This window comes from Massilia phyllosphaerae (assembly GCF_034659755.1).
Classification (GTDB): domain Bacteria; phylum Pseudomonadota; class Gammaproteobacteria; order Burkholderiales; family Burkholderiaceae_D; genus Telluria; species Telluria phyllosphaerae.
On record NZ_JAXSQX010000001.1, the window covers coordinates 1,401,438 to 1,425,842 of the forward strand.

Sequence of the window (24,405 nt, forward strand, 5' to 3'; positions counted from 1 at the left end):
TGGATTCCCGCCTTCGCGGGAATGACGGTTTTTAGGCTACGAGTGCGAAAAGCACCAGCGGCCAGAAGGAATAAATAGAATGTCCGACAAAAAAGAAAAAATCACCGCCATCAAAGGCATGAACGACATCCTGCCGGCCGATGCGCCGCTGTGGGAACTGTTCGAGAACACCGCGGAATCGGTCCTGAAGAGCTACGGCTACCAGAAGATCGTCACCCCGATCGTCGAGGAAACCGGCCTGTTCGCGCGCGCCATCGGTGCCGTCACCGACATCGTCGAGAAGGAAATGTATTCCTTCGAAGACTCGATGAACGGCGACCAGCTGACCCTGCGCCCGGAAGGCACGGCCGGTGTGGTGCGTGCCGTGATCGAGCATAACATGGCCTATGACGGTCCGAAGCGCCTGTGGTACAAGGGCCCGATGTTCCGCCACGAGCGCCCGCAGCGCGGCCGCTACCGCCAATTCTTCCAGTTCGGCGCCGAAGCGATCGGCTTCTCGGGTCCGGACATCGACGCCGAACTGATCATGCTGTGCCGCCGCCTGTGGGACGACCTCGGCCTGGACGGCATCCGCCTCGAACTGAACTCCATCGGCAACGCCGAAGAGCGCCAGCGCCACCGTGCCGACCTGATCGCCTATTTCGAAGCCAACGCCGGCGTTCTGGATGCCGAAGCCCAGCGCCGCCTGCACGCAAATCCGCTGCGCATCCTGGACACCAAGAATCCGGCGATGCAGGACCTGGTCAACGCCGCACCGAAGCTGCTGGACTACCTCGGCGAGGAGTCGCTGGCCCACTTCGAAGGCCTCAAGAAGATCCTGGACGCCAACAATGTCCAGTACACGGTCAACCCGCGCCTGGTGCGCGGCCTCGACTACTACAACCGCACCGTGTTCGAGTGGGTCACCGATTCGCTCGGCTCGCAGGGCACCGTGTGCGCCGGCGGCCGCTACGACCCGCTGATCGAAACCTTCGGCGGCAAGCCGACCCCGGGTATCGGCTTCGCGATGGGCATCGAACGCCTGGTCGAGCTGATGAAGGAGCAGGGCGAGCCGGCCGCGCCGAGCCAGTGCGACGTGTACATGGTGCACCAGGGCGAAGGCGCCCAGATGCAGGCTTTCGTGCTGGCCGAACGCATCCGCGACGCCGGCCTGGACGTGGTCCTGCACTGCGCCACCCCGGCCGGCGCCGGCAGCTTCAAGAGCCAGATGAAGAAGGCCGACGGCGCCGGCGCCGCCTTTGCCGTGATCATCGGCGAGAACGAAGTGAGCAACAACGTGGTGGCCATCAAGGCGATGCGCGATTCGGATGCTGCCCAGCAGCAGGCCAGCGTGCCCTTCGACGACGCGGTCGACTACCTGGTCGACCAGATCACCGGCGCCCACGATCATGATCACAACCACGATCACGTGCACTACCACCCGTAATCCCCATCAACACTCATAACTAGAACTGACGTCCATGGCATACGATCTCGAAGAACAGGAACAGATAGCCAATTTCAAAGCTTTCTGGGACCGCTTTGGCAACCCGATCATGTGGGTGCTGATCATCGCGCTGCTCGGCTACGCCGGCTACAACTACTGGAACTCGCAGCAGCGCGGCAAGGCAGTCGAAGCCTCCGGCCTGTACGACGAACTCGTGAATTCGGCCCAGGCCAAGGACCAGGCCAAGGTCAAGCGCATCGCCGCCGATCTCGAAAGCAAGTTCGACGCGACCCTGTACGCCCAGATGGCCGCCCTGACCGCCGCCAAGGCCGCCTTCGACGCCAACGACCTGGCCACTGCCAAGGCGCAGCTGCAGTGGGCGATCGACCACGGCAACGACGAGTACAAGTCGGTGGCGCGCCTGCGCCTGGCCGGCGTGCTGCTCGACGAAAAGGCCTACGACAAGGCGCTCGCCCTGCTGAACGGCGATTTCCCGGCCCAGTTTGCCGCCGAAGTCGCCGACCGCAAGGGCGACGTGCTGGTCGCGCAGAACAAGCTGCCGGACGCGCGCACCGCTTACCAGGCCGCGCTGGACAAGATGGACAAGAAGCATCCGGGCCGCCAGATCGTGCAGATCAAGCTGGATGCGATCGGCGGGGCGCCGGTGACGGCGCAGGTGGCGGTCAAGCCGGCTGCTTAATATTACGCGCGATCACCCGCGATTATCCGCGGCAGCGAAATAACCACGACGTCGTCCCTGCGAAGGCAGGGACCCAAGTTGCACGAGCTGCCGTGATGCATGCAGAACTTGGACCCCTGCCTTCGCAGGGGCGACGGTGCAAGAAGCTGATCTTCAGAACAAGGTAAAAAAGAACATGCGTATTTCCCGGAAGCTGGTTGGTGTCGGTATCCTCGCCCTGATGACGGGCTGCTCGACGATTAGTTCGCTCAACCCGTTCGCATCGAAATCCAAGGGCAACCAGCCCGCGCCGCTGGTCGAGCTGAAAGCCTCGATGGCGGTGCGCACCGCGTGGAAGGTCGAAGTCGGCAAGTCGCAGAACGCCATGTTCTCGCCGGCGCTGGCCGGCAACACCGTGGTCGCGGCCGGCGCCGACGGCACCCTGGTGCGCATCGACGCCGCCAGCGGCCGCCAGATGTGGCGCGTCAAGGCCGGTACCGACCTGACCGCCGGCGTCGGCACCGACGGCGAGCTGATCGTGGTCGGCGGCGCCAAGGGCCAGCTGCTGGCCTTCGACATGGACGGCAAGCAGCTGTGGAAAGCCCAGCTGTCGAGCGAGATCCTGTCGGCCCCGGCGATCGCCCAGGGCATCGTGGTGGCGCGCAGCATCGACAACCGCATCGTCGGCTTCGACGCTAAGACCGGCCAGAAGAAATGGACCGTGCAGCGCACCGCGCCGCCGCTGACCCTGCGCCTGGCACCGGGCATGGTGGTGCACGGCACCGACGTGATCGTCGCCCAGCCGGGCGGCAAGCTGCTGGCGCTGATCGCGGCCACCGGCGCGCCGCGCTGGGAAATCGAAGTCGGCATCGCCCGCGGCGCCACCGAACTGGAGCGCGTGACCGATATCGGCGGCGTGCCGGTGATCTTCGAGAACGACGTCTGCGCGGTGACCTACCAGGGCCGTGTCGGCTGCTTCGACATCGCCACCGGCAGCGCCCGCTGGACGCGCGACCTGTCGTCGGAAGCCGGCGTCGCGGTCGACCAGCGCTTCGTGTTCGCCCCGGACGACAAGGGCGCGCTGTACGCCTTCAATCGCGAAGGCGGCGCCAGCGCCTGGAAGAACGACAAGCTGTCCTACCGCCGCCTGTCGACCCCGGTGTCCTACGGCCGCACGGTGGCGGTCGGCGACTACCAGGGCTACGTGCACTTCCTGTCGCGCGAGGACGGCGCCTTCCTGGCGCGCGCCGCCACCGACGGCAGCGCCATCGCTTCGACCCCGCTGGTGGTGGGTTCGAACCTGATTTTTCAAACACAAAATGGAACTGTGACCGCCATCGCGGTCGAATAGAATAACTACATGAAGCCGGTAATCGCACTCGTTGGTCGCCCGAACGTCGGGAAGTCGACCCTTTTCAACCGCATGACCCGCTCGCGCGACGCGCTGGTGGCGGACTTGCCCGGCCTCACGCGCGACCGCCACTACGGTGAAGGCCGCATGGGCGAGCGCCCCTTCCTGGTCATCGACACCGGCGGTTTCGAGCCGGTCGCCAAGGAAGGCATCATGCATGAAATGGCGCTGCAGACGAAGCAGGCCGTGGCCGAAGCCGACGTCGTGATGTTCATCGTCGACGGCCGCCAGGGCCTGACGCCCCACGACAAGACCATCACCGACTTCCTGCGCAAGTCCGGCCGCAAGGTCATGCTGGTGGTGAACAAGTCCGAGGGCATGAAGTACACCTCGGTCACTGCCGAGTTCTACGAGCTCGGCATGGGCGACCCCTACGTCATTTCCGCCGCCCACGGCGACGGCGTGCTCGACCTGGTCAACGAAGCGATCGACCAGGCCGCGACCCTGCGTCCGCACGAGGAGCCGGAATTCGATCCGGCCGACTTCGGCGTCAAGATCGCGCTGATCGGCCGTCCTAACGTCGGCAAGTCGACCCTGATCAACACCCTGGTCGGCGAGCAACGCGTGATCGCCTTCGACATGCCGGGTACCACCCGCGACTCGATCGAGGTGCCGTTCGAGAAGGGCGGCAAGAACTACACCCTGATCGACACCGCCGGTATCCGCCGCCGCGGCAAGATCTTCGAAGCCGTCGAGAAATTCTCGGTGGTGAAGACGTTGCAGTCGATCTCGGAAGCCAACGTGGTCGTGCTGATGCTCGATGCCCAGGAAAACATTGCCGAGTCGGATGCCCACATCGCCGGCTTCATCCTGGAAAGCGGGCGCGCACTGGTGGTGGCGGTCAACAAGTGGGATGGCCTGACCAGCGACCAGCGCGACCAGATCAAGAACGACATCGACCGCAAGCTCGACTTCCTGAGCTTCGCCGAAACCAAGTTCATCTCGGCGCTGAAGGGCACCGGCATCAACCACCTGATGAAGGCGGTCGATACCGCCTATGCCGCGGCCACCGCCAAGCTCTCCACGCCGCGCCTGACCCGGGCGCTGCAGGAAGCCGTGGAGAAGCAGGAGCCGAAGCGCAAGGGCAGCACCCGTCCGAAGATGCGCTACGCCCACCAGGGCGGCCAGAACCCGCCGATCATCGTCATCCACGGCAACGCGCTGGACGGCATCACCGAGCCGTACAAGCGCTACCTCGAAAAGCATTTCCGCGATACCTTCGACCTGATCGGCACCCCGCTGCGGATCGAACTGCGCAGCGGCAAGAATCCGTTCGCCAAAGGCGAAGCGTGACGCACGCGTTACGCTTCTCCCGTAGGGTGGGCACCCCCGTGCCCACGCGTAACGTGTGAACAGCCAACTGCCTGCTGACTTCGCACGTGGGCACAGGGTGCCCACCCTATGATGCACGCGGTTCTGGCGAGTAGCAGTACGACAAAAATCGTCGAAACAGGTTACAGTAGGCTTGGGAGATCATTCACAACTTGAGAATGTTCTCCCAGACACACTTGAAAACCGGCATAGCGCCTCAATTTAAAAACAACACTACATATCGGAGCTGTTATGAGCAATAAAGGGCAACTGTTACAAGACCCATTCCTGAATGCCTTGCGCAAGGAACATGTCCCCGTCTCGATTTACCTGGTCAACGGCATCAAGCTGCAGGGGCATATCGAGTCGTTCGACCAATACGTGGTTTTGCTGCGCAACACAGTGACCCAGATGGTTTACAAGCATGCAATCTCGACCGTGGTACCGGCCCGTGCGGTCAATCTCAATCTCGAGCAAGACGCCGAGTGAGGTCGATGGCTGACGCTCAAGGCACCCCCACCATGCGCGCGGCATTGGTCGGTATCGACTTCGGGGCTGGCGACTTTTCCGCCAGCCTGGAAGAACTGGCGCTGCTGGCGCGTTCCGCCGGCGCCGAGCCGGTCACCACCATCACCGCCAAACGCAACAGTCCCGATCCGGCCCATTTCGTCGGCAGCGGCAAGGCCGACGAAATCGCTCAGGCTTGCCTGGCCGACAAGATCGACATCGTCATCTTTAACCACGCCCTGTCGCCCGCCCAGCAGCGCAACCTGGAAAAGCGCCTCAACGTGCGCGTGGTCGACCGTACCAGCCTGATCCTCGACATCTTCGCCCAGCGTGCCCAAAGCCACGAGGGCAAGCTGCAGGTCGAACTGGCGCAGTTGCAGCACCTGGCCACCCGCCTGATCCGCGGCTGGACCCACCTGGAACGTCAAAAGGGTGGTATCGGCCTGCGTGGTCCCGGCGAAACCCAGCTCGAGACCGACCGCCGCCTGATCGGCGAGCGCGTCAAGATGCTGCGCACCCGCCTCGCCAAGCTGCGCAAGCAGCATGAAACCCAGCGCCGTGCACGCGGCCGGAACAAGACATTCTCGGTGTCGCTGGTCGGCTATACCAATGCCGGCAAGTCGACCCTGTTCAACACCCTGACCAAGGCCGGCGTGTATGTCGCGAACCAGCTGTTCGCGACCCTGGACACCACCAGCCGCCGGCTCTACCTCGGCGAGGAAGCCGGCAGCGTGGTGATGTCCGATACCGTCGGCTTCGTGCGCGAACTGCCGCACCAGCTGGTCGCCGCCTTCCGCGCGACCCTCGAGGAAACCATCCATGCCGACCTGCTGCTGCACGTCGTCGACGGCTCGTCGCCGGTAAGGATGGAGCAGATCGAGCAGGTCAACGAGGTGCTGCGCGAAATCGGCGCCGACCATATTCCGCAAATTTTGGTATGGAACAAAATCGATGCGGCCGGGCTGGAGCCCGGAGTGGAACGTGATGAATATGATAAAATCAGCCGCGTTTTTATCAGCGCCCACAGTGGCGCCGGCCTGGACCTGCTGCGCGACGCCATCGTCGAAGCAGCCCGGACCTTGCCTGGACTGACGTCGGCTGACGGGCAAGACGACGACGTGCGCGGTATTGCGCACGACGTGGCGTCGACGGCGGCCGATGGTATTCCCATAACCACCCCAGCCGGCCCACACTAAGCCATCTATGCCCGTTTCATTCATCAAGCGTCTCGGCGTGAAGCTCTCGCTGAACGATCCCCGTTGGGGCCACGATCCCAACGCTGGACGCAAGGCCCAGGAGAACAAGCGTCCGGGCAATAACGACGGCCCGCCCGATCTCGATCAATTGTGGCGTGACTTCAACCAGCGCCTGAACCGCATCTTCAACAAGCGCAACGACGGCGGCGGTGGCGGTCCTTATCGCCCCGACGCCCGCGGCGTCGGCATCACCGCCGGCGTGGTCGGCGGCATCGCCGCGCTGATCTGGCTGGCCAGCGGCGCCTTCGTCGTGCCGGACGGGCAGGTCGGGGTGGTCACCACCTTCGGCCAGCTGTCGCACACCGTGTCGCCGGGCGTCAGCTGGCGCTGGCCGGCACCGATCCAGGCGGTCGAGACCGTCAACACCTCCCAGGTGCAGACCGCCGAGATCGGCTATCGCGCCAACATCCGCAACAAGCAGCCGGCCGAAGCCTTGATGCTGACCGGCGACCAGAACATCGTCGACGTCCAGTTTTCGGTGCAGTACAAGATCAAGCAACCGATCGCCTGGCTGTTCAATAACCGCGACCAGGTCGAGACGGTGCGCGACGCCGCCGAGACCGTGGTGCGCGAACTGGTCGGCCAGAACAAGATGGACACGCTGCTGTCGCCCAACCGCGACCAGGTGGCGCTCGAAGCGCGCAACCGCATCCAGCAGCTGGCCGAGCGCTACCGCCTGGGCGCCGAGATCGTCGGCGTGACGGTGCAGCAGATCGCGCCGCCGGACGCGGTCGCGGCCGCGTTCGAGGATGCCGCCCGCGCCCAGGAAGACCGCAACCGCGCCCGCGGCGAAGCCCAGGCGTACGCAGACGACATCCTGCCCCAGGCCAAGGCCCGGGCCGACCGCCTGCGCCAGGACGCCGAAGGCTACCGCGCCGAGACCGAGAGCAAGGCCACCGGCATCGCCGCGCGCTTCGACAAGGTCGTGGCCGAGTACGCCAAGGCGCCCGGCGTCACCCGCGACCGCATGTATTTCGACACCATGCAGCAGGTATTTTCCAGCACCAGTAAAGTCATGATCGACGCCAAGACCGGCACCAACCAGGTCGTGCTGCCGCTCGACCAGATGCTGTCGCGCTCGGTGGCCAACGACGCCGCCATCGGCAGCCGCTCGGGGCCGGTGATGGCGCCGCCGCAGCAGAATGGGCAGCAAGGCGGCCAGCAGAACCCCGCCCAGGCCCCGGCCCAGCAGCAGGCGCCGGCCCAGGCGCAAGCCGGGCAGGCCGATGCGGCTGCCCCGGCAAGCGCAGCGGCGACGGCGCCGGCCGCCACGGCGGAGCAGGGCGACCCGCACCGCCGCGACCTGCGCAGCCGCGAGCACTCGCGTGAACGGGAGAGCCGCTGATGAACCGCCTGATTGCCTATTTCGTCGCCACGGTCGCCGTGGTGGCGCTCGCCAAATCGAGCACCTTCGTGGTCGACCAGCACCGCTTCGGCGTGCTGGACGGCGTCGGCGGGCCGCGCCAGGTCGTCACCGAGCCGGGCCTGCATGTCAAGCTGCCGTCGCCCTTGCAGGACGTGGTCTACCTCGACAAGCGCCTGCAGACGCTGGACACCGCCGACCGCGAGCGTTTCGCCACCCGCGAGAAGCGCGAGCTGGCGGTCGATGCCTTCGTCAAATGGAGGATCGTCGATGCGCGCCAGTACCTGATCGCACTGGCCGGCGCGAATGCCGACCGCGGCAGCGAAAAGATGGCGCAGCTGGTGCGCCTGGCTTTGACCGCCGAAATCGCCAGGCATGAGGCGGCCGACCTGATCGGCGGCCAGCGCGGCGCGGTGGCCGATGCCGTGCGCCAGCGCGTCGCCGGCGATGCGCGCCAGCTCGGCATCGAGGTCGCCGATGTGCGCCTGAAGCGCATCGGTTTCCCCGATGGGGCAAATACCGCCGTGATCGACCGCATGAAGGCAGAGCGCGTGCGCATGGCCGCCGCCACCCGCGCCACCGGCACCGTCGAAGCCGAGCAGATCCGCGGCGACGCCGAGCGCCAGCGCAGCGAATTGCTGGCCGAAGCCCAGCGCGACGCCGAATCGATCCGCGGCGACGGCGACGCCAAGGCGGCGCAGATCTATGCGCAGTCGTTCGGCAAGAACCCGGAGTTCTACCGTTTCTACCGCTCGATGGAAGCCTACAAGGCGACCTTCAAGGGGCGTAACGATATCCTGGTGCTGGATTCGAATTCGGAATTCTTCAAGTACTTCAAGAATCCCGGCAGCGGCAAATAACAATCGCCGGCTTCGCAAGAACGCGTTGCGCATCCGATGCGCAACGCGTTTTTTCCATGGATTGCCGCATCTTAGCTGCCAAACCGTCCACGTTTTCGGTTAAAATCGTCGATTCGGCGCAAGGAATGCGTGCAAAGCCGCGTCCAAGTCCCTAGACTGTTGCCCGATTTTTAATAACTCCCGATTCGCTTTGCCCATGCCTACCTGGCTCCTGCCCGAGAATATCGCCGACGTCCTGCCGTCCGAAGCGCGCAAGATCGAAGAGTTGCGCCGCCTGATGCTCGACACCTTCCGCACCTATGGTTACGAACTGGTGATGCCGCCGCTGCTCGAATACACCGAGTCGCTGCTCGCCGGCGCAGGGCAGGACACCGATTCCCGCACTTTCAAGCTGATCGACGTGATGAGCGGCCGCCTGCTCGGCCTGCGCGCCGACATGACGACCCAGGTCGCGCGCATCGATGCGCACCTGCTGAACCGCGACACCGTCACCCGCCTGTGCTACGCCGGCAGCGTGCTGCATACCCAGCCGTCCGGCCTGCACGCCACCCGCGAGCCGCTGCAGATCGGCGCCGAGATCTACGGCCACGCCGGCCTCGAAGCCGACGCCGAGATCCAGGAACTGGCGCTGGCCTCGCTGGCACTGGCCGGCTTCGAGCAGCCGCGCCTGGACCTGTCGCACGTCGGCGTGCTGCGCGCCATCCTGGCCGAAGACCCGCTGGCGAAGCGCGACGAGCAGGCGTTGTACGCGCTGCTGCGCTCGAAGGACGTCCCGGGCCTGGAAGAAATCACCGCCGGCTACGCCGCGGGCACCCGCGCCGCGCTGCTGGCGCTGCCCAACCTGTACGGCGACATCGAGGTGCTGGCGCAGGCAAAACAGATCCTGCCGCCGCTGCCGGGCATCACCCGTGCGCTGGCCGAGCTGGCCGCGCTGGCCGGTTCCACCCTCGGCCGTGCGCAGGTCGCGATCGACCTGGCCGACCTGCGCGGCTACCAGTACGAGAGCGGCGCCATGTTCGCGCTGTACGTGCCGGGCCTGCCGAACGCGGTGGCCCGCGGCGGCCGCTACGACCACGTCGGCGAAGCCTTCGGACGCGCGCGTCCGGCCACCGGCTTCTCGCTCGACTTGCGCGAACTGGCCCGGCTGCTGCCGACCGCCGAGCGCAAACACGCCATTCGTGCGCCGTGGGGCAATGCGCCCGAACTGCGCGAGAAAATCGCCGAACTGCGCAAGAGCGGCGAAGTGGTGATCCAGTCCATGCCGGGTCACGACAATGTACAGGATGAGTTCGAGTGCGACCGCGTGCTCGTCCTCGAACAAGGAAATTGGATTCTCAAAAACTTAGGTTAAGTGATGTCAAATACTGCTAAGAACGTCGTTGTCATCGGTACCCAGTGGGGCGATGAAGGCAAGGGTAAGATCGTCGACTGGCTGACCGACCACGCCGCAGGCGTGGTGCGTTTCCAGGGCGGCCACAACGCCGGCCACACGCTGGTGATCAAGGGCCAGAAGACCGCGCTGCAACTGATCCCGTCGGGCATCATGCGCGAAGGCGTGGCCTGCTACATCGGCAACGGCGTCGTGGTGTCGGTGCCCGACGTGATGCGCGAAATCGACAAGCTGCAGGCTGCCGGCGTCGAAGTCGCCTCGCGCCTGAAGATCTCGGAAGCCTGCCCGGTCATCCTGCCGTACCACGTCGCCATCGACAAGGCCCGTGAAGCCAAGCGCGGCGAGAACAAGATCGGCACCACCGGCAAGGGCATCGGCCCGGCCTACGAAGACAAGGTCGCGCGCCGCGCGATCCGCATCGCCGACATGCTCAACGAAGAGCGTTTCGCCGAGAAGCTGCGCGAAAACCTGGAATACCACAACTTCGTGCTGACCGGCTACCTGGGCGCCGAAGCGATCGACTTCCAGCAGACCTTCGACGATGCGATGGCCCTGGTGCCGCGCCTGCGCCCGATGGTCGGCGACGTGTCCTCGGCCCTGTACGCCGCCCACAAGGCCGGCGGCAACCTGCTGTTCGAAGGCGCCCAAGGCTCGCTGCTGGACGTCGACCACGGCACCTACCCGTTCGTCACCTCGTCGAACTGCGTGGCCGGCAACGCCGCCGCCGGTTCGGGCGTGGGCCCGGGCATGCTGCATTACATCATGGGCATCACCAAGGCCTACACCACCCGCGTCGGTTCGGGTCCGTTCCCGTCGGAACTGACGACCGCCGAAGGTGTCGGCGAGCACCTGTCGCGCGTGGGCCACGAGTTCGGTACCGTGACCGGCCGTGCCCGCCGCTGCGGCTGGTTCGACGCCGCGCTGCTGCGCCGCTCGGTCCAGATCAACGGCGTGTCGGGCATGTGCCTGACCAAGCTGGACGTGCTGGACGGCATCGAGTCGCTGAAGCTGTGCACCGGCTACAAGATCGACGGCCGTGACGTCGACATCTTCCCGGTCGGCGCCGAAGAAGCCGCCGCCTGCGTGCCGGTCTACGAAGAGATGCCGGGCTGGACTGAATCGACCGTCGGCGCCAAGTCGATGGACGAGCTGCCGGCCAACGCCCGCGCCTACATCAAGCGCATCGAAGAACTGGTCGGCATCCCGGTCGACATGGTCTCGACCGGTCCGGACCGCGAAGAAACGATCGTGCTGCGCCACCCGTTCGCCGCCTGATCACTATTTAAAAGCAATACAGCAAGCAGCCCGCGCCGCCCCATCCACTGGCCGCGCGGGCTTCAGCCATAAGCAGAAGAAGGAAAACCTGAACATGAATACCCCTGCATCGACCGACAAGGACCTGTGGGTCTCCTGGGACGATTACAACCGCCTGGTCGAGCGCCTCGCGCTGAAAGTGTACGAATCGAACTGGAAGTTCGACATGGTCCTGTGCCTGGCGCGAGGCGGCGTGCGTCCGGGCGACGTGATCTCGCGCATCTTCGACGTGCCGCTGGCGATCCTGTCGACCAGCTCGTACCGCGAAGAAGCCGGCAAGAAGCAGGGCGACCTCGACATCGCCAAGTACATGACCATGACCAAGGGCCCGCTGGCCGGCAAGATCCTGCTGGTCGACGACCTGGCCGACTCCGGCGTGACCCTGGCGCGCGTGGGCGAGCACCTGCGCACCAACTACCCGGACGTCACCGAAGTGCGTTCGGCCGTGATCTGGGTGAAGGGCACCTCGTCGCTGGTGCCGGATTACCACCTGGAAGACCTGCCGCACAATCCGTGGATCCACCAGCCGTTCGAGGACTATGACGGCCTGCGTCCGCACCAGCTGTCGGCGTGGTTGAAGAAGTTCGACAAGAACTGATTCAGTTAGCTGTCGATTCGTCGCCCCTGCGCAGGCAGGGGTCCAAGTTTTGCGTGCGCTATCGGTATGCGTGCAACTTGGGCCCCTGCCTTTGCAGGGGCGACGTTTTTGCGTAATCGATCAGGTTTATCTGGCTTGGCTGCTCTCGACCGCCTGCAAATCCTGCACCGCCTGCCTGTACGCCTTCGACTTCTTCAAGCGCTCCACATACCGGATCTCGCTCCGCGCCTCGCGCCCGATCTCGTAATCCAGGTCCCCACGCGCCCCGCAATACGCGCGGCAGGTCGCCTCCGCATCCGGCGTCTCCCTGTCCGTCAGCACCAGCTTCTTGTCCGTCACGTGCAGCCGCAGCGCGCAGGCGCGTTCGCGCGGCTGCGGCGGTGTCGGGTCGTGGTAGACGAAGGCGCCATGCTCGTAGCCGGCCATGCCGGCGATGTCGCAGGTGTGGCCGTTGGCGAATTCCAGGTGGGCGCGCAGGTACAGGTGTTTATCGTCGTAGGGCAGGACTTCGACGATGTCTTCGGACTCGTAGGTTTGGTCGGCCTGGCCCGGCACGGCCATCGTGTTCTTGAAGCGATGCTTGTAGACGCCGTCGATCTCGTGCATGAGTTCGGTCGGCTGCTTTTTTTCCGCTGCGTGCGCCGGTAGCAAGCACAGCATGGCGGCGCCCAGCAGGGCCAGGAAATTCGTTTTCATGCAAAAATTCTAACGCATCGCCGGCCTGTCCAGCAAACAGCCTGATGCCGGCAGCGTGACCTACACGCGCTGTGGCCCCGATTGCGCTGCGAAGTGCTAAACAACAGCCAGATTCATCAAATTTCTTGTGTCGGGTATTTACTGAAGGCAATATCGCGGGCTTCCAGTGCGCGCCGGCGCCCGCGCACATCCTCCCAGAGCGCCCAGTCTCTACCCACACGACATCACATGAATGCCACCCGTTATAGCATCAAGGCCCGCCTGCGCCTTGGCTTTGCCGTCATCCTGACTCTCCTGCTGGTCGTCGCCTTCAGCGGCTTGTACCAGATGAAGCGGGCCGATACCGCCAATGAGAACATCGTCGAGGTCAATCTCAAGAAGATCGAATTGCTCGAAGAGATGTCCGATTCTGTGCACGTGGTGGCGCGCGTGCTGCGCTCGATCGCGCTGCTGAGCGACAAGGAACGAGCGGCGCAGGAAGCCACCAAGATCGCCGCCGCGCGCGCGAAATACGACCGCGCCTTCAGCGCCCTGCGCGCCATGCCGCTGGACGCGGCAGGGCAGCAGTTCGTGCAGCATATCACCCGCATGCAGACCGAGGTACGGCCGCTGAACAATCGCTTCGCCGAGTTGAGCGCCGCGGGCGACCCGGGCGCCATCCACTTCCTGCTGGACAAGGCCGGTCCCGCGACCGCCGCCTGGCAGGAGGCGCTGCGCGACTTCATGACGCTGCAGAAAAAGAAAAGCCAGGAGGCTGCCGACGATGCGCGCGATGCCTATGAACAGGCGCGCTACCTGATGCTCGGCCTGACCCTGTTCGCCGTCGTGGCCGGCATCGTGACCGCTGTCCAGATCACGCGTTCGATCACCGTGCCGCTGACCCGTGCGGTCGACCTGGCGCGCAGCGTGGCGGCCGGCGACCTCAGCGCCTCGATCACGGTGCATGCGGACGACCGCACCGAAACCGGCGCCCTGCTGCGCGCGTTGAACGAGATGAATGCCGGCCTGAACCGGATCGTGGCCCAGGTGCGCCAAGGCGCGCGGGCGCTGTCCAGCGGCGCCACCGAGATTGCCAACGGCAACGTCGACCTGTCGGGGCGTACCGAGCAGCAGGCCTCGGCGCTCGAGGAGACAGCCGCGTCAATGGAAGAGCTGACGGTCACGGTCAAGCACAATGCCGACAATGCCGACGCGGTGAGTGCGATGGCCAGCCGGACCGCCGCCACCGCGGCGCGCGGCGGCCAGGCGGTGGACCAGGTGGTTGACGTCATGGGGCGCATCGAAGCCTCGTCCAGCCGCATCGTCGAGATCATCGACGTGATCGACGGCATCGCCTTCCAGACCAATATCCTGGCCTTGAACGCGGCGGTGGAAGCGGCCCGTGCCGGCGAGCAGGGCCGTGGCTTTGCCGTGGTCGCCAGCGAAGTGCGCACACTGGCGCAGCGATCGGCCACGGCGGCGCGCGAGATCAAGGAACTTATCAACAGCTCGGCGGCCCAGGTCGCGGAAGGCGGCAGCCTGGCGCGCCAGGCCGGCAGCACGGTACAGGAGATCGTCGGCGGCATCGACAAGGTGTCCGGCATCGTCGCCGAGATCGCCGCCGCCAGCCGCGAGCAGTCGACCGGCATCGAACAGACCCACCAGGCCGTCAGCGAGATGGACCAGATCACCCAGCACAATGCGGCGCTGGTCGAGGAGGTGGCGGCAACGGCGGCCTCGCTGAAGGATCAGGCCGCGGCGCTGGAGGGAGTGGTCAGCCGTTTCCGCTTGCAGGGAGAAGCCGGCAGCAGCGCCGGTGTCGAGCCTGCCGGCGCGGCATCCGGCCGGCGCATGGCCGCGCGTCCGATTGCGGCCCTGGCCGCCTGATGCGGCATGCCAGCCCGATCGGGTAAGATGGCGGGACCTTGTCATATCGACAGGGCCTGCCTACGATTACGTCCATGACACAAAGTTTCTTCCAGACCTTCATCCTGCTGCTGCTCGTCACCGACCCCTTCGGCAACGTGCCCCTGTTCGTGACCGCCCTCAAGGACGTGCCGCAGGCGCGGCGCGGGCGCATCGTGGTGCGCGAGTGTGCGATCGCGTTCGGGCTGCTGCTGCTGTTCATGTTCTTCGGGCGGCACTTCCTGACCGCGCTGCAGCTGACCGATATTTCGCTGCGCATCGGCGGCAGCGTGATCCTCCTGATCATCGCGATCCGCATGATCTTCCCGCATCCGGACGGCGTACTGGGCAAGAGCGAGCATGGCGAACCCTTCATCGTGCCGCTGGCGATCCCGGCGCTGGCCGGGCCGTCGGCGCTGGCCACGGTACTGCTGTTCAGCTCGCAAACCACGGAAGAGGTGATGGTCCACGTGGCGGCGCTGGCCTCGGTCTTCGTGATCTGGCTGGCCGTGTTCCTCGGCGCCGAGCGCCTGCAGCAGGTGCTGGGGGCCCAGGTGATGACAGCCTTCGAGCGCCTGATGGGCCTGATCCTGACCGCGATGTCGATCGAGATGCTGCTGAGCGGGATACGCGCGTTCGTCAAGACTCTGTGACGGCATGTATACTGCGGCCTCTGATCACTTATCGTTTGGATATTTCATGACAAGCAAACTCATTGGCCGCACACTCGGCTACGGCTTCTGCATCGCCGCCATCGTGCCGCTGCTGGTGCTGGGCGGCTGCAACCGCAACAAGCCATCGACCGACACCGGATCGACCGCCGCACCGGCCGCCTCGTCGGCTGGTGTCGCTGCCGCCAAGACCGAAGCCGACACGTCGGCGCAGGAATTCCAGAAGATCGATACCGTCGTCGGCACCGGCGCGGAAGCGACTGCCGGCAAGACCGTTACCGTCAACTACACCGGCTGGCTGCTGGCGCCGAACGCCGCGGACAAGCACGGTACCCAGTTCGACAGCTCGGTCGGCCGTGAACCGTTCAGCTTCCGCCTTGGCTCCGGCGGCGTGATCCCGGGCTGGGACCAGGGCGTGGCCGGCATGAAGGTGGGCGGCAAGCGCACCCTGATCATCCCGGCGAGCCTGGGTTATGGCGCGGATGGCGCCGGTCCGATTCCGCCGAATGCGAATTTGATTTTTGACGTCGAGCTGCTGGACGTGAAATAAGTTAAACGTCGTCCCCGCCTGCGCGGGGACGACGCTTATGCGGGCGCGACGATTACATCGTCGGCTCGTAATTGCTCTGCCAGCGGTGCCCCGGCTGCTGGCGGCTGCAAGGCGTCATCTTGAGGCCGGTCTGCACCGCTTCCAGGCAGCGCGTGGCACCGGTCGCGCGGTTGGTGAGCGGCAGGACGAACGGACCGGTCTTCACCCGCTCGACACGCCATTGCTGGTTGTCGGCATTGCCGCAGCTGTCCATTGCCAGCACGTTCTTGCCATTCTCCGGATGCACGGTCAGGCACATGGCTGTGCCGCCCGCGACCGTATGCACCTTGCTGAACCCCGGAATATCCCCCTGGCTGACCACCCACTGCTGATCGGCCGACCTGGCGCAGGCGCCCATGGCCACCTTGCCGTCGGCCGCCGTCAGGCAGTGGCCACGACCATCGAGGCCGTTCTGCAGGTAATTCGCGTCGGGGCCGGCAGCGAAGGCCGGCATGGTCGCCAGGTGCAGGATGGCGAGCGCGGCAGCCGCAAGGCAACGAACTTGCATGATCATTCCTTCAGAATAATGTTGAACAAACATTACCATACGCAATAAACAAAAAAGCAAGAAATTACTTGCCCAGCACTGATGACACAGCAAGCATCGCTCCCGCGGGGCCGCGCTGTGGACACCACCGATCATCTCCTTTCTCTTCTCCTGCGTGCCGCGAAAAAGCTGACGCTCCTGTCGTGATAGGGCAATCAAAAATGTTAGCCCAATGTTGCATGTTGAACCTCAAGAAATTCCTGTCACGCTCCCTGCTGGCCGTGGCGCTGGGTGCATGCGCCGGCGTGTTCGCCGCCCCGGTCTACCACGTGACCATCGACACCAGCACGCTGGGCAACAGCAGCGCGGTACTCGACCTCGAGCTGGGCGCCCTGACGGGGAACGCCGCCCCGGTGACGGCAACGCTGAACCACTTCATGGGCGCGTATGGCGCGTCGGACTTCAGCGGCAGTGCCAGCGGCGCGATCGGCAGCAGCGTGCGCCTGGTGAACGACGCCGGCTACAGCGGCCTGCTGCAGAGCATCATACTGGGCGGGCTGTTCAGCTTCGACCTCAGCTTCGACGTCGGTACCGGCGGCCTCGACGGCTCCAGCTTCACCGCGATGCTGTACAACGCGGACTCCAGCGCCACGCTGGGCATGGACACGCCCCTGGTCCAGATCGACCTGATGCCGGGCCAGGCCGACGTCGTCGCGCCGGCCAATGCCTTTGCCAGCGCCACCGCCGTCCCGGAACCCTCGACCCTGCTGAGCATGGTTACCGGCCTGGCCTGCTGGGCTTCGGTCTGCGTCGCCGCGCACGCTGATCCGGCATCGCCGCGTGAAAAAGCCGCCTGTCCCGGCCGGGGCAGGCGGCTTTTTTAAGCCCTGAAACGAATCGAAGCTCCGCGCCTGCGGAGCCTCAAGGTGGGCGTGCATCGAAAAGCTTATTTGCCCAGTATCGACACCACGTTGTCCGCCCCCGGCGCCCCGAACGCCTGCTGCTTGAGCACATGCAGCTGGTCGCGCACCTGCGCCGCCTTCTCGAACTCGAGGTTCTTGGCGTGGTCGACCATGAGCTTCTCGAGGCGCTTGATCTCTTTCGAAATCTGCTTCTCGCTCATGCCCTCGACTTTGGCCGCATCTTCCGCCATGCCGAAGTCGGTCAGCATGGCTTTCTGCGCAGCCGCGCTGTAGACACCGTCGATCATGTCCTTGATCTTCTTGTTCACGCCCTTCGGCACGATGCCGTTCGCTTCGTTGAAGGCGATCTGCTTGGCGCGGCGGCGTTCGGTCTCGTCGATCGCCTTCTTCATCGAGTCGGTCATCTGGTCGGCGTAGAGCAAGGCGACGCCGTTCAGGTTACGCGCCGCGCGGCCGATGGTCTGGATCAGCGAGCGTTCCGAACGCAGGAAGCCTTCCTTGTCCGCGTCGAGCACGGCCACCAGCGACACTTCCGGCAAGTCCAGGCCTTCGCGCAGCAGGTTGATGCCGACCAGCACATCGAAGGTGCCCAGGCGCAGGTCGCGCAGGATTTCCACGCGCTCGACGGTATCGATGTCGCTGTGCAGGTAGCGCACCTTGATGCCGTGGTCGCCCAGGTATTCCGTCAACTGCTCCGCCATGCGCTTGGTCAGCGTGGTCACCAGCACGCGCTCGTCCTTGGCGATGCGGATGTTGATCTCGCCCATCAGGTCGTCCACCTGCGAACGGGCAGGGCGCACGATGATCTGCGGGTCGACCAGGCCGGTCGGGCGCACCACCTGCTCGACCACGTTGTCGGCATGCTCCTTCTCGTACTCGGCCGGGGTCGCCGAGACGAAGATACACTGGCGCATCTTGTTCTCGAACTCCGTGAACTTCAGCGGCCGGTTGTCGAGCGCCGACGGCAAACGGAAACCGTAGTCGACCAGGTTGACCTTGCGCGAGCGGTCGCCGTTGTACATGGCGTTCAGCTGCCCGATCATCACGTGCGACTCGTCCATGAACATGATCGCATCCTTCGGCAGGTAGTCGATCAGGGTCGGCGGCGGTTCGCCCGGCATCGAGCCGGACAGGTGGCGCGAGTAGTTCTCGATGCCTTTCGTGAAGCCGACTTCGGCCAGCATCTCGAGGTCGAAGCGGGTGCGCTGTTCGAGGCGCTGCTCTTCCAGCAGCTTGCCCTGTTCGCGGAATTCTTCCAGGCGGTGGCTCAGCTCGGCCTTGATCGAATCGACGGCTTTCAGCACCGTGGCGCGGCCGGTCACGTAGTGCGAACCCGGGTACACGGTGAAGCGCGGGATCTTCTGGCGCACCTTGCCGGTCAGCGGGTCGAACAGCTGCAGCGACTCGATCTCGTCGTCGAACATCTCGACGCGGATCGCCAGCTCTGCGTGCTCGGCAGGGAAGATGTCGATGGTGTCGCCGCGCACGCGGAAGGTACCGCGCGCGAAGTCCATCTCGTTGCGCGTGTACTGCATCTGGATCAGGCGCGCGATGACGTCGCGCTGTGCGACTTTATCGCCGGTGCGCAGCGTCAGGATCATTTTATGGTATTCGTTCGGATTACCGATACCGTAGATGGCCGACACGGTTGCCACGATGATAACGTCGCGCCGCTCCATCAGCGACTTGGTGCACGACAGGCGCATCTGCTCGATGTGCTCGTTGATCGACGAGTCCTTTTCGATGAACAGGTCGCGCTGCGGCACGTAGGCTTCCGGCTGGTAGTAATCGTAGTACGAGACGAAGTACTCGACCGCGTTCTGCGGGAAGAATTCGCGGAACTCCGCGTACAGCTGGGCCGCCAGAGTTTTGTTCGGGGCGAACACGATCGCCGGGCGGCCGGCCCGGGCGATGGTGTTGGCCATCGTGTAGGTCTTGCCGGAGCCGGTCACGCCGAGCAGCGTCTGGTACATCAGGCCGTCGTCGATGCCCTGGACCAGGCCTTCGATCGCGGTCGGCTGGTCGCCGGCGGGCGGGAAGGGCTGGTGCAGCTTGAACGGTGAATTCGGGAAGGTGATGACTTCGGGTGCCGGGGTTTCTACGACCGATAAATCTGCCATGTGTTCAGACCTTTGCTAGAATGAGAATCCGCCTGCGGCCAAACATTGTTTTAAGCCGCTGTCTATACAACTGCTGCGAACCCAGCGACAAACCCAGTTTATCACGATGAATTCCACAGCTCCTGCCAGCATCTTCGGCGCCATCGCCATGGCCCCGCGCGACCCCATCCTCGGTATTACCGAAGCCTTCAATGCAGATACCAACCCGTCCAAGATCAACCTGGGCGTCGGTGTCTATTATGATGACAATGGTAAAGTGCCGCTGCTGGAATGCGTGCGCAAGGCGGAGTCGCTGTTGATGGAACAGCCCGCACCGCGTACCTACCTGCCGATCGAGGGCCTGGGTGCGTATGACAAGGCTGTGCAAGAATTGGTATTTGGTGCCGACAGCCCGGTAATTCAAGAGAAACGTGCGATCACCGTGCAAGCCCTGGGCGGCACCGGCGCACTCAAGATCGGCGCCGACTTCCTGAAGCGCTTTGCGCCGGGTTCGAGCGTCTACATCAGCGATCCGAGCTGGGAAAACCATCGCGCGCTGTTCGAAAGCGCCGGCTTCACTGTCAACAATTACAAGTACTACGACCCGGCCACGCACGGCGTCGACTTCGGCGGCATGCTGGCCGACCTGAAGGCGATGCCGGAAGGCGCCATCGTCGTCCTGCATGCCTGCTGCCACAACCCGACCGGCGCCGACCTGACGTCCGAACAGTGGGGCCAGGTGATCGAGGCGGTGCAGGCCGGCGGCCTGATCCCGTTCCTGGACATGGCCTACCAGGGCTTCGGTTCGGGCATCGCGGAAGACGGCGCCGTGGTGCGCCGTTTCGTCGAGGCCGGCGGCCCGCTGCTGGTGTCGAACTCGTTCTCGAAGTCGTTCTCGCTGTACGGCGAGCGCGTCGGCGCGCTGTCGGTGGTTGCTTCCTCGGCCGAAGAAGCGGCGCGCCTGCTGTCGCAGCTGAAGCGCATCGTGCGCACCAACTACTCGAACCCGCCGACCCATGGCGGCAAGGTGGTCGCCACCGTCCTGTCCACGCCGGCACTGCGCCAGCTGTGGGAAGAGGAACTGGCCGGCATGCGCGTGCGTATCAAGGAAATGCGTGAAGAGCTGGTCAAGAAGCTGGCCGAAAAGGCGCCGGGCAAGGACTTCGCCTTCGTGCGCGAGCAGGTCGGCATGTTCTCGTATTCGGGCCTGACCAAGCAGCAGGTCGAGCAGCTGCGCGCCGAATCGATCTACGCCGTGGACACTGGCCGTATCTGCGTCGCAGCGATGAATTCGAAGAACATCGATCGGATCGTTGACGCCATCGCAAAAGTTCTCTAAACTCTTGGCTCTTCCGATTCGGCACTGTCTGTATCGGAAGAATGATCCCTGATAGCTCAGTCGGTAGAGCGACGGACTGTTAATCCGCAGGTCCCTGGTTCGAGTCCAGGTCGGGGAGCCAGAATTCACACCTCTGGCAAGGCAATGCACGGTTGGCAGCTTGTCCTGTGCAATGTCCTGGCGAGAGGTTATAATAGCAACATCCATTCCCTGATAGCTCAGTCGGTAGAGCGACGGACTGTTAATCCGCAGGTCCCTGGTTCGAGTCCAGGTCGGGGAGCCAGAATTCAGCAGCAAAAATTGCGCAGTAATATGAAAAGCCCGCTTCCTTGAAGTGGGCTTTTTTGTTTTTGCTTCCTTTATTCCTGGCCTGTCTTGGCGGCGCTTGCTTGCATTCCCTGCTCATTTGATCTACGCTGACTACTCAAAGGAGCAAATCATGACGACAACTGCAAAGCGAGCACAGGCGGCAAGCGGTCACAATCAGGACCGGCCCGCACCGGCGTCATATAAAGTTTCTGAAAAAATAGAGCCATATGGGCAAGCGGCGGAGGGTGATGCCAGCATGAACCAGTGGCTCAATTTCCGTGAAGTGTTCCAGTCCACGCCGGTCAAGCGGATCGACCTGATCCGCAAAGGCGTGAATGCCGCCGACTTCAAACTCTTCGTCAGCCGTCTCGACATCCAGCAGGAAAAAATCTTCCTGATGCTGGACATCGCCACCGCCACCGTCAACCGCAAGGCCAGCCGCAACGAAGCGCTGTCGCAGGAAGACAGCGAAAAAGTGGTCGGCATGGCAAAGCTGATCGGCCAGGTCGAAACCCTGCTCGAGGAATCCGGCGACCCCGACGCCATGCAGGGCTTCGATGCCGCCAAATGGCTCGCCCACTGGATGGAAGAGCCGATCCCGGCGCTGGGCGGCGCCGCCCCCGCCGACTACATGGACACCATCGAAGGCCAGGAAATGATCTCGCGGGTGCTCGCCACCATGCAGACCGGGGCCTACGCGTGATCCGCGCCTGGCGGATCGCGACCGATACGCCCGGCTACACCGCCGACGACCTGACCGGGGCCGGCGCCAAGATCTCCGGCGGCCGCTGGAACCGCCCGGGGAGTCCGCTGCTCTACTGCGCCAGCAACATCTCGCTGGCTGTACTCGAAACCTTCATCCATCTCGGCGCCGGCGGGCTGCCGCTCAACCGCTACCTGGTCGAGCTGGCCATCCCCGATGGCGTGTGGCAGCGTGCCATCACCCTGGATGTGCCGCCGGTCGGCTGGGATGCGATCCCGACCGGCAAGGTCAGCCTTGACGAAGGCGACCGCTGGCTCAAGGCGAATCGCAGCGCGCTGCTGCTCGTCCCGTCGGTCATCGTGCAGGAAGAGTGGAACGTGCTGGTCAATCCGATGCACGCGGACGCCGCCGCGATCATGGCGCGCAAGGTCCGCAAGTGGACTTACGATCCGCGCCTCACGCGCCGCTAGTTGCGGGCGGTGGGTGCGCCCGCGGCCAGGCAGGCCGTCAGCGCCGCGATCTCGGCCGGCTTGGTCAGGTGGGCGTCGAAGCCGCAGGCGCGCGAGCGCTCGCGGTCGGCGCGCTGTCCCCAGCCGGTCAGCGCTACCAGCAGCATGCCGCGATAGCGCAGGTCGGCGCGCAGCATGCCGGCCAGCTGGCAGCCGTCGATGCCCGGCATGCCGAGATCGATGATGGCGGCGTCTGGCGCCCAGCCGGCGATCGCCGCCAGCGCTTCTTCGCCGCCGTAGCCGACCCGTACCTCGGCGCCGCTGCTCGACAGCAGCAGCGCCAGGCTGTCGGCGGCGTCGCGGTTGTCGTCGACGACCAGCAGGCGCCGGCCGGATAGCGGGGCGCTGGCCGTATCCGGTGCCGGTGCATCGGCAGGCGTGTGCAGCAGCAGCGGCAGGCGCACCACGAATTCGCTGCCGAGCCCGGGCCCATCGCTGCGCGCCTCGATGCGGCCCGCGTGCAGCTCGACCAGGCTGCGCGCCATCGTCAGCCCGATCCCGAGTCCGCCATTGCTGCCATTCCCGCCGTTGCTGCCGTCGCCGTTTCGATCGCCCTGCACGAAGATGTCGAATACGCGCCCGAGCATGGCGGCCGGGATGCCGATGCCGTTGTCGCGCACGCTGACCTCGACTTCGGGGCCGACGCGCCGCGCGGCCAGCGCGATGTCGCCGCCGGGCGGCGTGTACTTGGCTGCGTTGTTGAGCAGGTTCGAGAACACCTGGGTCAGGCGCACGCTGTCGGCATCCAGCACCAGCGGTTCGTCCGGCAGATCCGCACGCAGGCGGTGGCCGGCCTGCTCGATGAGCGGACGGGTGGTCTCGAGCGCGGCATGCAGGATGTCGGCCAGTACCGCCGGCGTGCGCCGCAGCTCGATCTTGCCGCGCGTGATGCGCGAAACTTCGAGCAGGTCGTCGACCAGGCGCACGATATGGCGCACCTGGCGCTGCACCATCCCGATCAGGTGATCGGCGCGGCGCCGGTGGTCGCCGTTCGGCCTGAGCAGGATCATCGCATTGCTGATCGGCGCCAGCGGGTTGCGCAACTCGTGCGCCAGGGTGGCGAGGAATTCGTCCTTGCGGCGGTCGGCGTCGCGCAGGGCCTGTTCGGTGCGCAGGCGGTCGATCAGGTCCACCGCCTGGCGCCCGTACAATTCCAGCACGCGCAGCTGATGCGCCGAAGCGCGGTGCGGCGCGCGGAAGTGGGCCGACAGCATGCCGAGCACCTCGCCGCCCGGAACCCGCAGCGGAATCGACAGCACCGCGCGGTAGCCGGACTGGGCCGCGATGGCGCGGAAGGCGGCATAAGGCGGGTCGAGCAGCACGTCCTCGACGATCACCGCTTCGCCACTGCGCAGCGCCCGCGCGCAGGCGCTGTCGTCGTCGATGCGGACCAGCCTGAAGGTGTCGAGGAAGGCTTGCGGAAAGCCGCGCTGCACCACGATTTCCAGGCCATTCTTTTGCGGATTGTAGAGCTGGATATTGCCGAAGTCGGCGCCGAGCAGTGTAATGGCGGCATCCAGCACTTCGTCGAGCGCGCTGGAGAGGTCGCGCGTGGCCAGCAGCCGGCTGCTGAGCTGGTGCAGGCGCGTCATTTCCTCGAGTTCGGCCGCGAACCGGCTCTCGGTGGCGTGCAGCTGGCTCAGCATCGCCTTGCGTTCCGAGATGTCGCGCACCAGTATCTGCAGCGCCGGACGGCCATGCCAGACGAAGGGGCCGCAGCTGAGTTCGGCGTCGAAGCAGCGCCCGTCGACGCCGCACAAGCCGATTTCCTCCGGCGCCAGGAAGGCGCCCGCCGCGGCCTGGGCCCAGCGTTCGCGCACGCGCGCGTGGTGCGCCGGCAAGACCAGGCTCAGGGGTGCGCGTCCGAGCAGGCTGCCGGGCGCGGCGGGAGACAGGATGGTATCGGCGGCGGGGCAGGCATAGACGATGCCGTCGTCGACAATGACGAGCACGCCATCGAGACACAGCCTGGCCAGCAATTCGAAGCTGTCGGCGGCAAGCGTGCACGGCTCGTCGTCGATGTGGCTCATGGCAACCTCCTCGACGCTGGGTGTCAACGTTTGACCTTAGCAGCTTCGCGG

22 protein-coding genes and 2 tRNA genes are annotated in these 24,405 nt (G+C 65.0%); 20 read left to right on the top strand and 4 right to left on the bottom strand.

Annotated features, from left to right (window positions below):
* Positions 1–79 precede the first annotated feature (79 nt).
* The 11 genes from hisS (at position 80) to U1H99_RS06280 (ending at position 12,115) form a co-directional block, all read left to right on the top strand.
* Positions 80–1,426, top strand: a complete 1,347-nt coding sequence (hisS, locus tag U1H99_RS06230) for a histidine--tRNA ligase (protein WP_323140859.1) — start codon at positions 80–82, stop codon at positions 1,424–1,426.
* A gap of 34 nt (positions 1,427–1,460) precedes the next feature.
* On the top strand, positions 1,461–2,126 hold the full coding sequence (locus tag U1H99_RS06235) for a YfgM family protein (RefSeq protein WP_323140860.1): 666 nt from the start codon (positions 1,461–1,463) through the stop codon (positions 2,124–2,126).
* A 175-nt stretch (positions 2,127–2,301) separates the two neighbouring features.
* The gene (gene bamB / locus U1H99_RS06240; RefSeq protein WP_323140861.1) at positions 2,302–3,456 is read left to right on the top strand and encodes an outer membrane protein assembly factor BamB; all 1,155 of its coding nucleotides are present in this window, start codon (positions 2,302–2,304) and stop codon (positions 3,454–3,456) included.
* Between the two features lie 9 nt (positions 3,457–3,465).
* Positions 3,466–4,809, top strand: a complete 1,344-nt coding sequence (gene der, locus U1H99_RS06245) for a ribosome biogenesis GTPase Der (RefSeq protein ID WP_323140862.1) — start codon at positions 3,466–3,468, stop codon at positions 4,807–4,809.
* 270 nt (positions 4,810–5,079) lie between these two features.
* A complete protein-coding gene (gene hfq / locus U1H99_RS06250) occupies positions 5,080–5,316 on the top strand; it encodes an RNA chaperone Hfq (protein ID WP_036168820.1) in 237 nt (78 codons plus the stop codon).
* 32 nt (positions 5,317–5,348) lie between these two features.
* A complete protein-coding gene (gene hflX, locus U1H99_RS06255) occupies positions 5,349–6,530 on the top strand; it encodes a GTPase HflX (RefSeq protein WP_323141220.1) in 1,182 nt (393 codons plus the stop codon).
* Between the two features lie 7 nt (positions 6,531–6,537).
* On the top strand, positions 6,538–7,935 hold the full coding sequence (hflK, locus tag U1H99_RS06260) for an FtsH protease activity modulator HflK (RefSeq protein ID WP_323140863.1): 1,398 nt from the start codon (positions 6,538–6,540) through the stop codon (positions 7,933–7,935).
* On the top strand, positions 7,935–8,813 hold the full coding sequence (hflC, locus tag U1H99_RS06265) for a protease modulator HflC (protein WP_323140864.1): 879 nt from the start codon (positions 7,935–7,937) through the stop codon (positions 8,811–8,813). The genes hflK and hflC overlap by 1 nt, the downstream gene beginning before the upstream one ends.
* Before the next feature lie 196 nt (positions 8,814–9,009).
* Positions 9,010–10,164, top strand: coding sequence for an ATP phosphoribosyltransferase regulatory subunit (locus U1H99_RS06270; RefSeq protein WP_323140865.1), 1,155 nt, complete (start codon positions 9,010–9,012; stop codon positions 10,162–10,164).
* A 3-nt stretch (positions 10,165–10,167) separates the two neighbouring features.
* Positions 10,168–11,478 (top strand): adenylosuccinate synthase, encoded by a 1,311-nt coding sequence (locus U1H99_RS06275; protein ID WP_323140866.1) that lies wholly within the window; start codon positions 10,168–10,170, stop codon positions 11,476–11,478.
* 94 nt (positions 11,479–11,572) lie between these two features.
* Positions 11,573–12,115 carry a phosphoribosyltransferase gene (locus U1H99_RS06280; RefSeq protein WP_141833317.1) on the top strand — a complete coding sequence of 181 codons (543 nt, stop codon included), beginning with the start codon at positions 11,573–11,575 and terminating at the stop codon, positions 12,113–12,115.
* 126 nt (positions 12,116–12,241) lie between these two features.
* Here U1H99_RS06280 and U1H99_RS06285 read toward each other — a convergent pair whose 3' ends face one another.
* Positions 12,242–12,811: a hypothetical protein gene (locus tag U1H99_RS06285; RefSeq protein ID WP_323140867.1), complete on the bottom strand. Its 570-nt coding sequence runs from the start codon at positions 12,809–12,811 to the stop codon at positions 12,242–12,244.
* A 228-nt stretch (positions 12,812–13,039) separates the two neighbouring features.
* On the opposite strand from U1H99_RS06285, the gene U1H99_RS06290 reads away from it, so the two are divergent.
* The 3 genes from U1H99_RS06290 (at position 13,040) to U1H99_RS06300 (ending at position 15,916) form a co-directional block, all read left to right on the top strand.
* Positions 13,040–14,677, top strand: coding sequence for a methyl-accepting chemotaxis protein (locus tag U1H99_RS06290; protein ID WP_323140868.1), 1,638 nt, complete (start codon positions 13,040–13,042; stop codon positions 14,675–14,677).
* Positions 14,678–14,751: 74 nt separating this feature from the next.
* Positions 14,752–15,348, top strand: coding sequence for a MarC family protein (locus U1H99_RS06295; RefSeq protein ID WP_141833321.1), 597 nt, complete (start codon positions 14,752–14,754; stop codon positions 15,346–15,348).
* A 46-nt stretch (positions 15,349–15,394) separates the two neighbouring features.
* Positions 15,395–15,916 (top strand): FKBP-type peptidyl-prolyl cis-trans isomerase, encoded by a 522-nt coding sequence (locus U1H99_RS06300; protein WP_323140869.1) that lies wholly within the window; start codon positions 15,395–15,397, stop codon positions 15,914–15,916.
* A gap of 52 nt (positions 15,917–15,968) precedes the next feature.
* Here the strand turns inward: U1H99_RS06300 and U1H99_RS06305 are convergent, their stop codons facing one another.
* Complete coding sequence (locus U1H99_RS06305; RefSeq protein WP_323140870.1) at positions 15,969–16,463, bottom strand: ricin-type beta-trefoil lectin domain protein; 495 nt, start codon at positions 16,461–16,463, stop codon at positions 15,969–15,971.
* Positions 16,464–16,681: 218 nt separating this feature from the next.
* Between U1H99_RS06305 and U1H99_RS06310 the strand changes: the two genes are divergently transcribed.
* Complete coding sequence (locus U1H99_RS06310; RefSeq protein WP_323140871.1) at positions 16,682–17,326, top strand: NF038129 family PEP-CTERM protein; 645 nt, start codon at positions 16,682–16,684, stop codon at positions 17,324–17,326.
* A gap of 62 nt (positions 17,327–17,388) precedes the next feature.
* Here the strand turns inward: U1H99_RS06310 and uvrB are convergent, their stop codons facing one another.
* Entirely contained in the window at positions 17,389–19,485 is a 2,097-nt protein-coding gene (uvrB, locus tag U1H99_RS06315; RefSeq protein WP_323140872.1) for an excinuclease ABC subunit UvrB, read from the bottom strand.
* Between the two features lie 106 nt (positions 19,486–19,591).
* On the opposite strand from uvrB, the gene U1H99_RS06320 reads away from it, so the two are divergent.
* From U1H99_RS06320 to U1H99_RS06340, 5 genes are all read left to right on the top strand, one after another.
* Positions 19,592–20,803, top strand: a complete 1,212-nt coding sequence (locus U1H99_RS06320) for an amino acid aminotransferase (protein ID WP_323140873.1) — start codon at positions 19,592–19,594, stop codon at positions 20,801–20,803.
* Between the two features lie 45 nt (positions 20,804–20,848).
* Positions 20,849–20,924 (top strand) — tRNA-Asn (locus tag U1H99_RS06325).
* Between the two features lie 86 nt (positions 20,925–21,010).
* Positions 21,011–21,086 (top strand) — tRNA-Asn (locus U1H99_RS06330).
* 282 nt (positions 21,087–21,368) lie between these two features.
* Complete coding sequence (locus tag U1H99_RS06335) at positions 21,369–21,815, top strand: Xre family toxin-antitoxin system antitoxin (RefSeq protein WP_323140874.1); 447 nt, start codon at positions 21,369–21,371, stop codon at positions 21,813–21,815.
* Positions 21,812–22,285 (top strand): RES family NAD+ phosphorylase, encoded by a 474-nt coding sequence (locus U1H99_RS06340; protein WP_323140875.1) that lies wholly within the window; start codon positions 21,812–21,814, stop codon positions 22,283–22,285. Before U1H99_RS06335 ends, U1H99_RS06340 begins: the two co-directional genes overlap by 4 nt.
* On the opposite strand, the gene U1H99_RS06345 is transcribed toward U1H99_RS06340, so the two are convergent.
* Positions 22,282–24,354: a PAS domain-containing hybrid sensor histidine kinase/response regulator gene (locus U1H99_RS06345; protein ID WP_323140876.1), complete on the bottom strand. Its 2,073-nt coding sequence runs from the start codon at positions 24,352–24,354 to the stop codon at positions 22,282–22,284. The genes U1H99_RS06340 and U1H99_RS06345 overlap by 4 nt on opposite strands.
* Between the last annotated feature and the right edge of the window lie 51 nt (positions 24,355–24,405).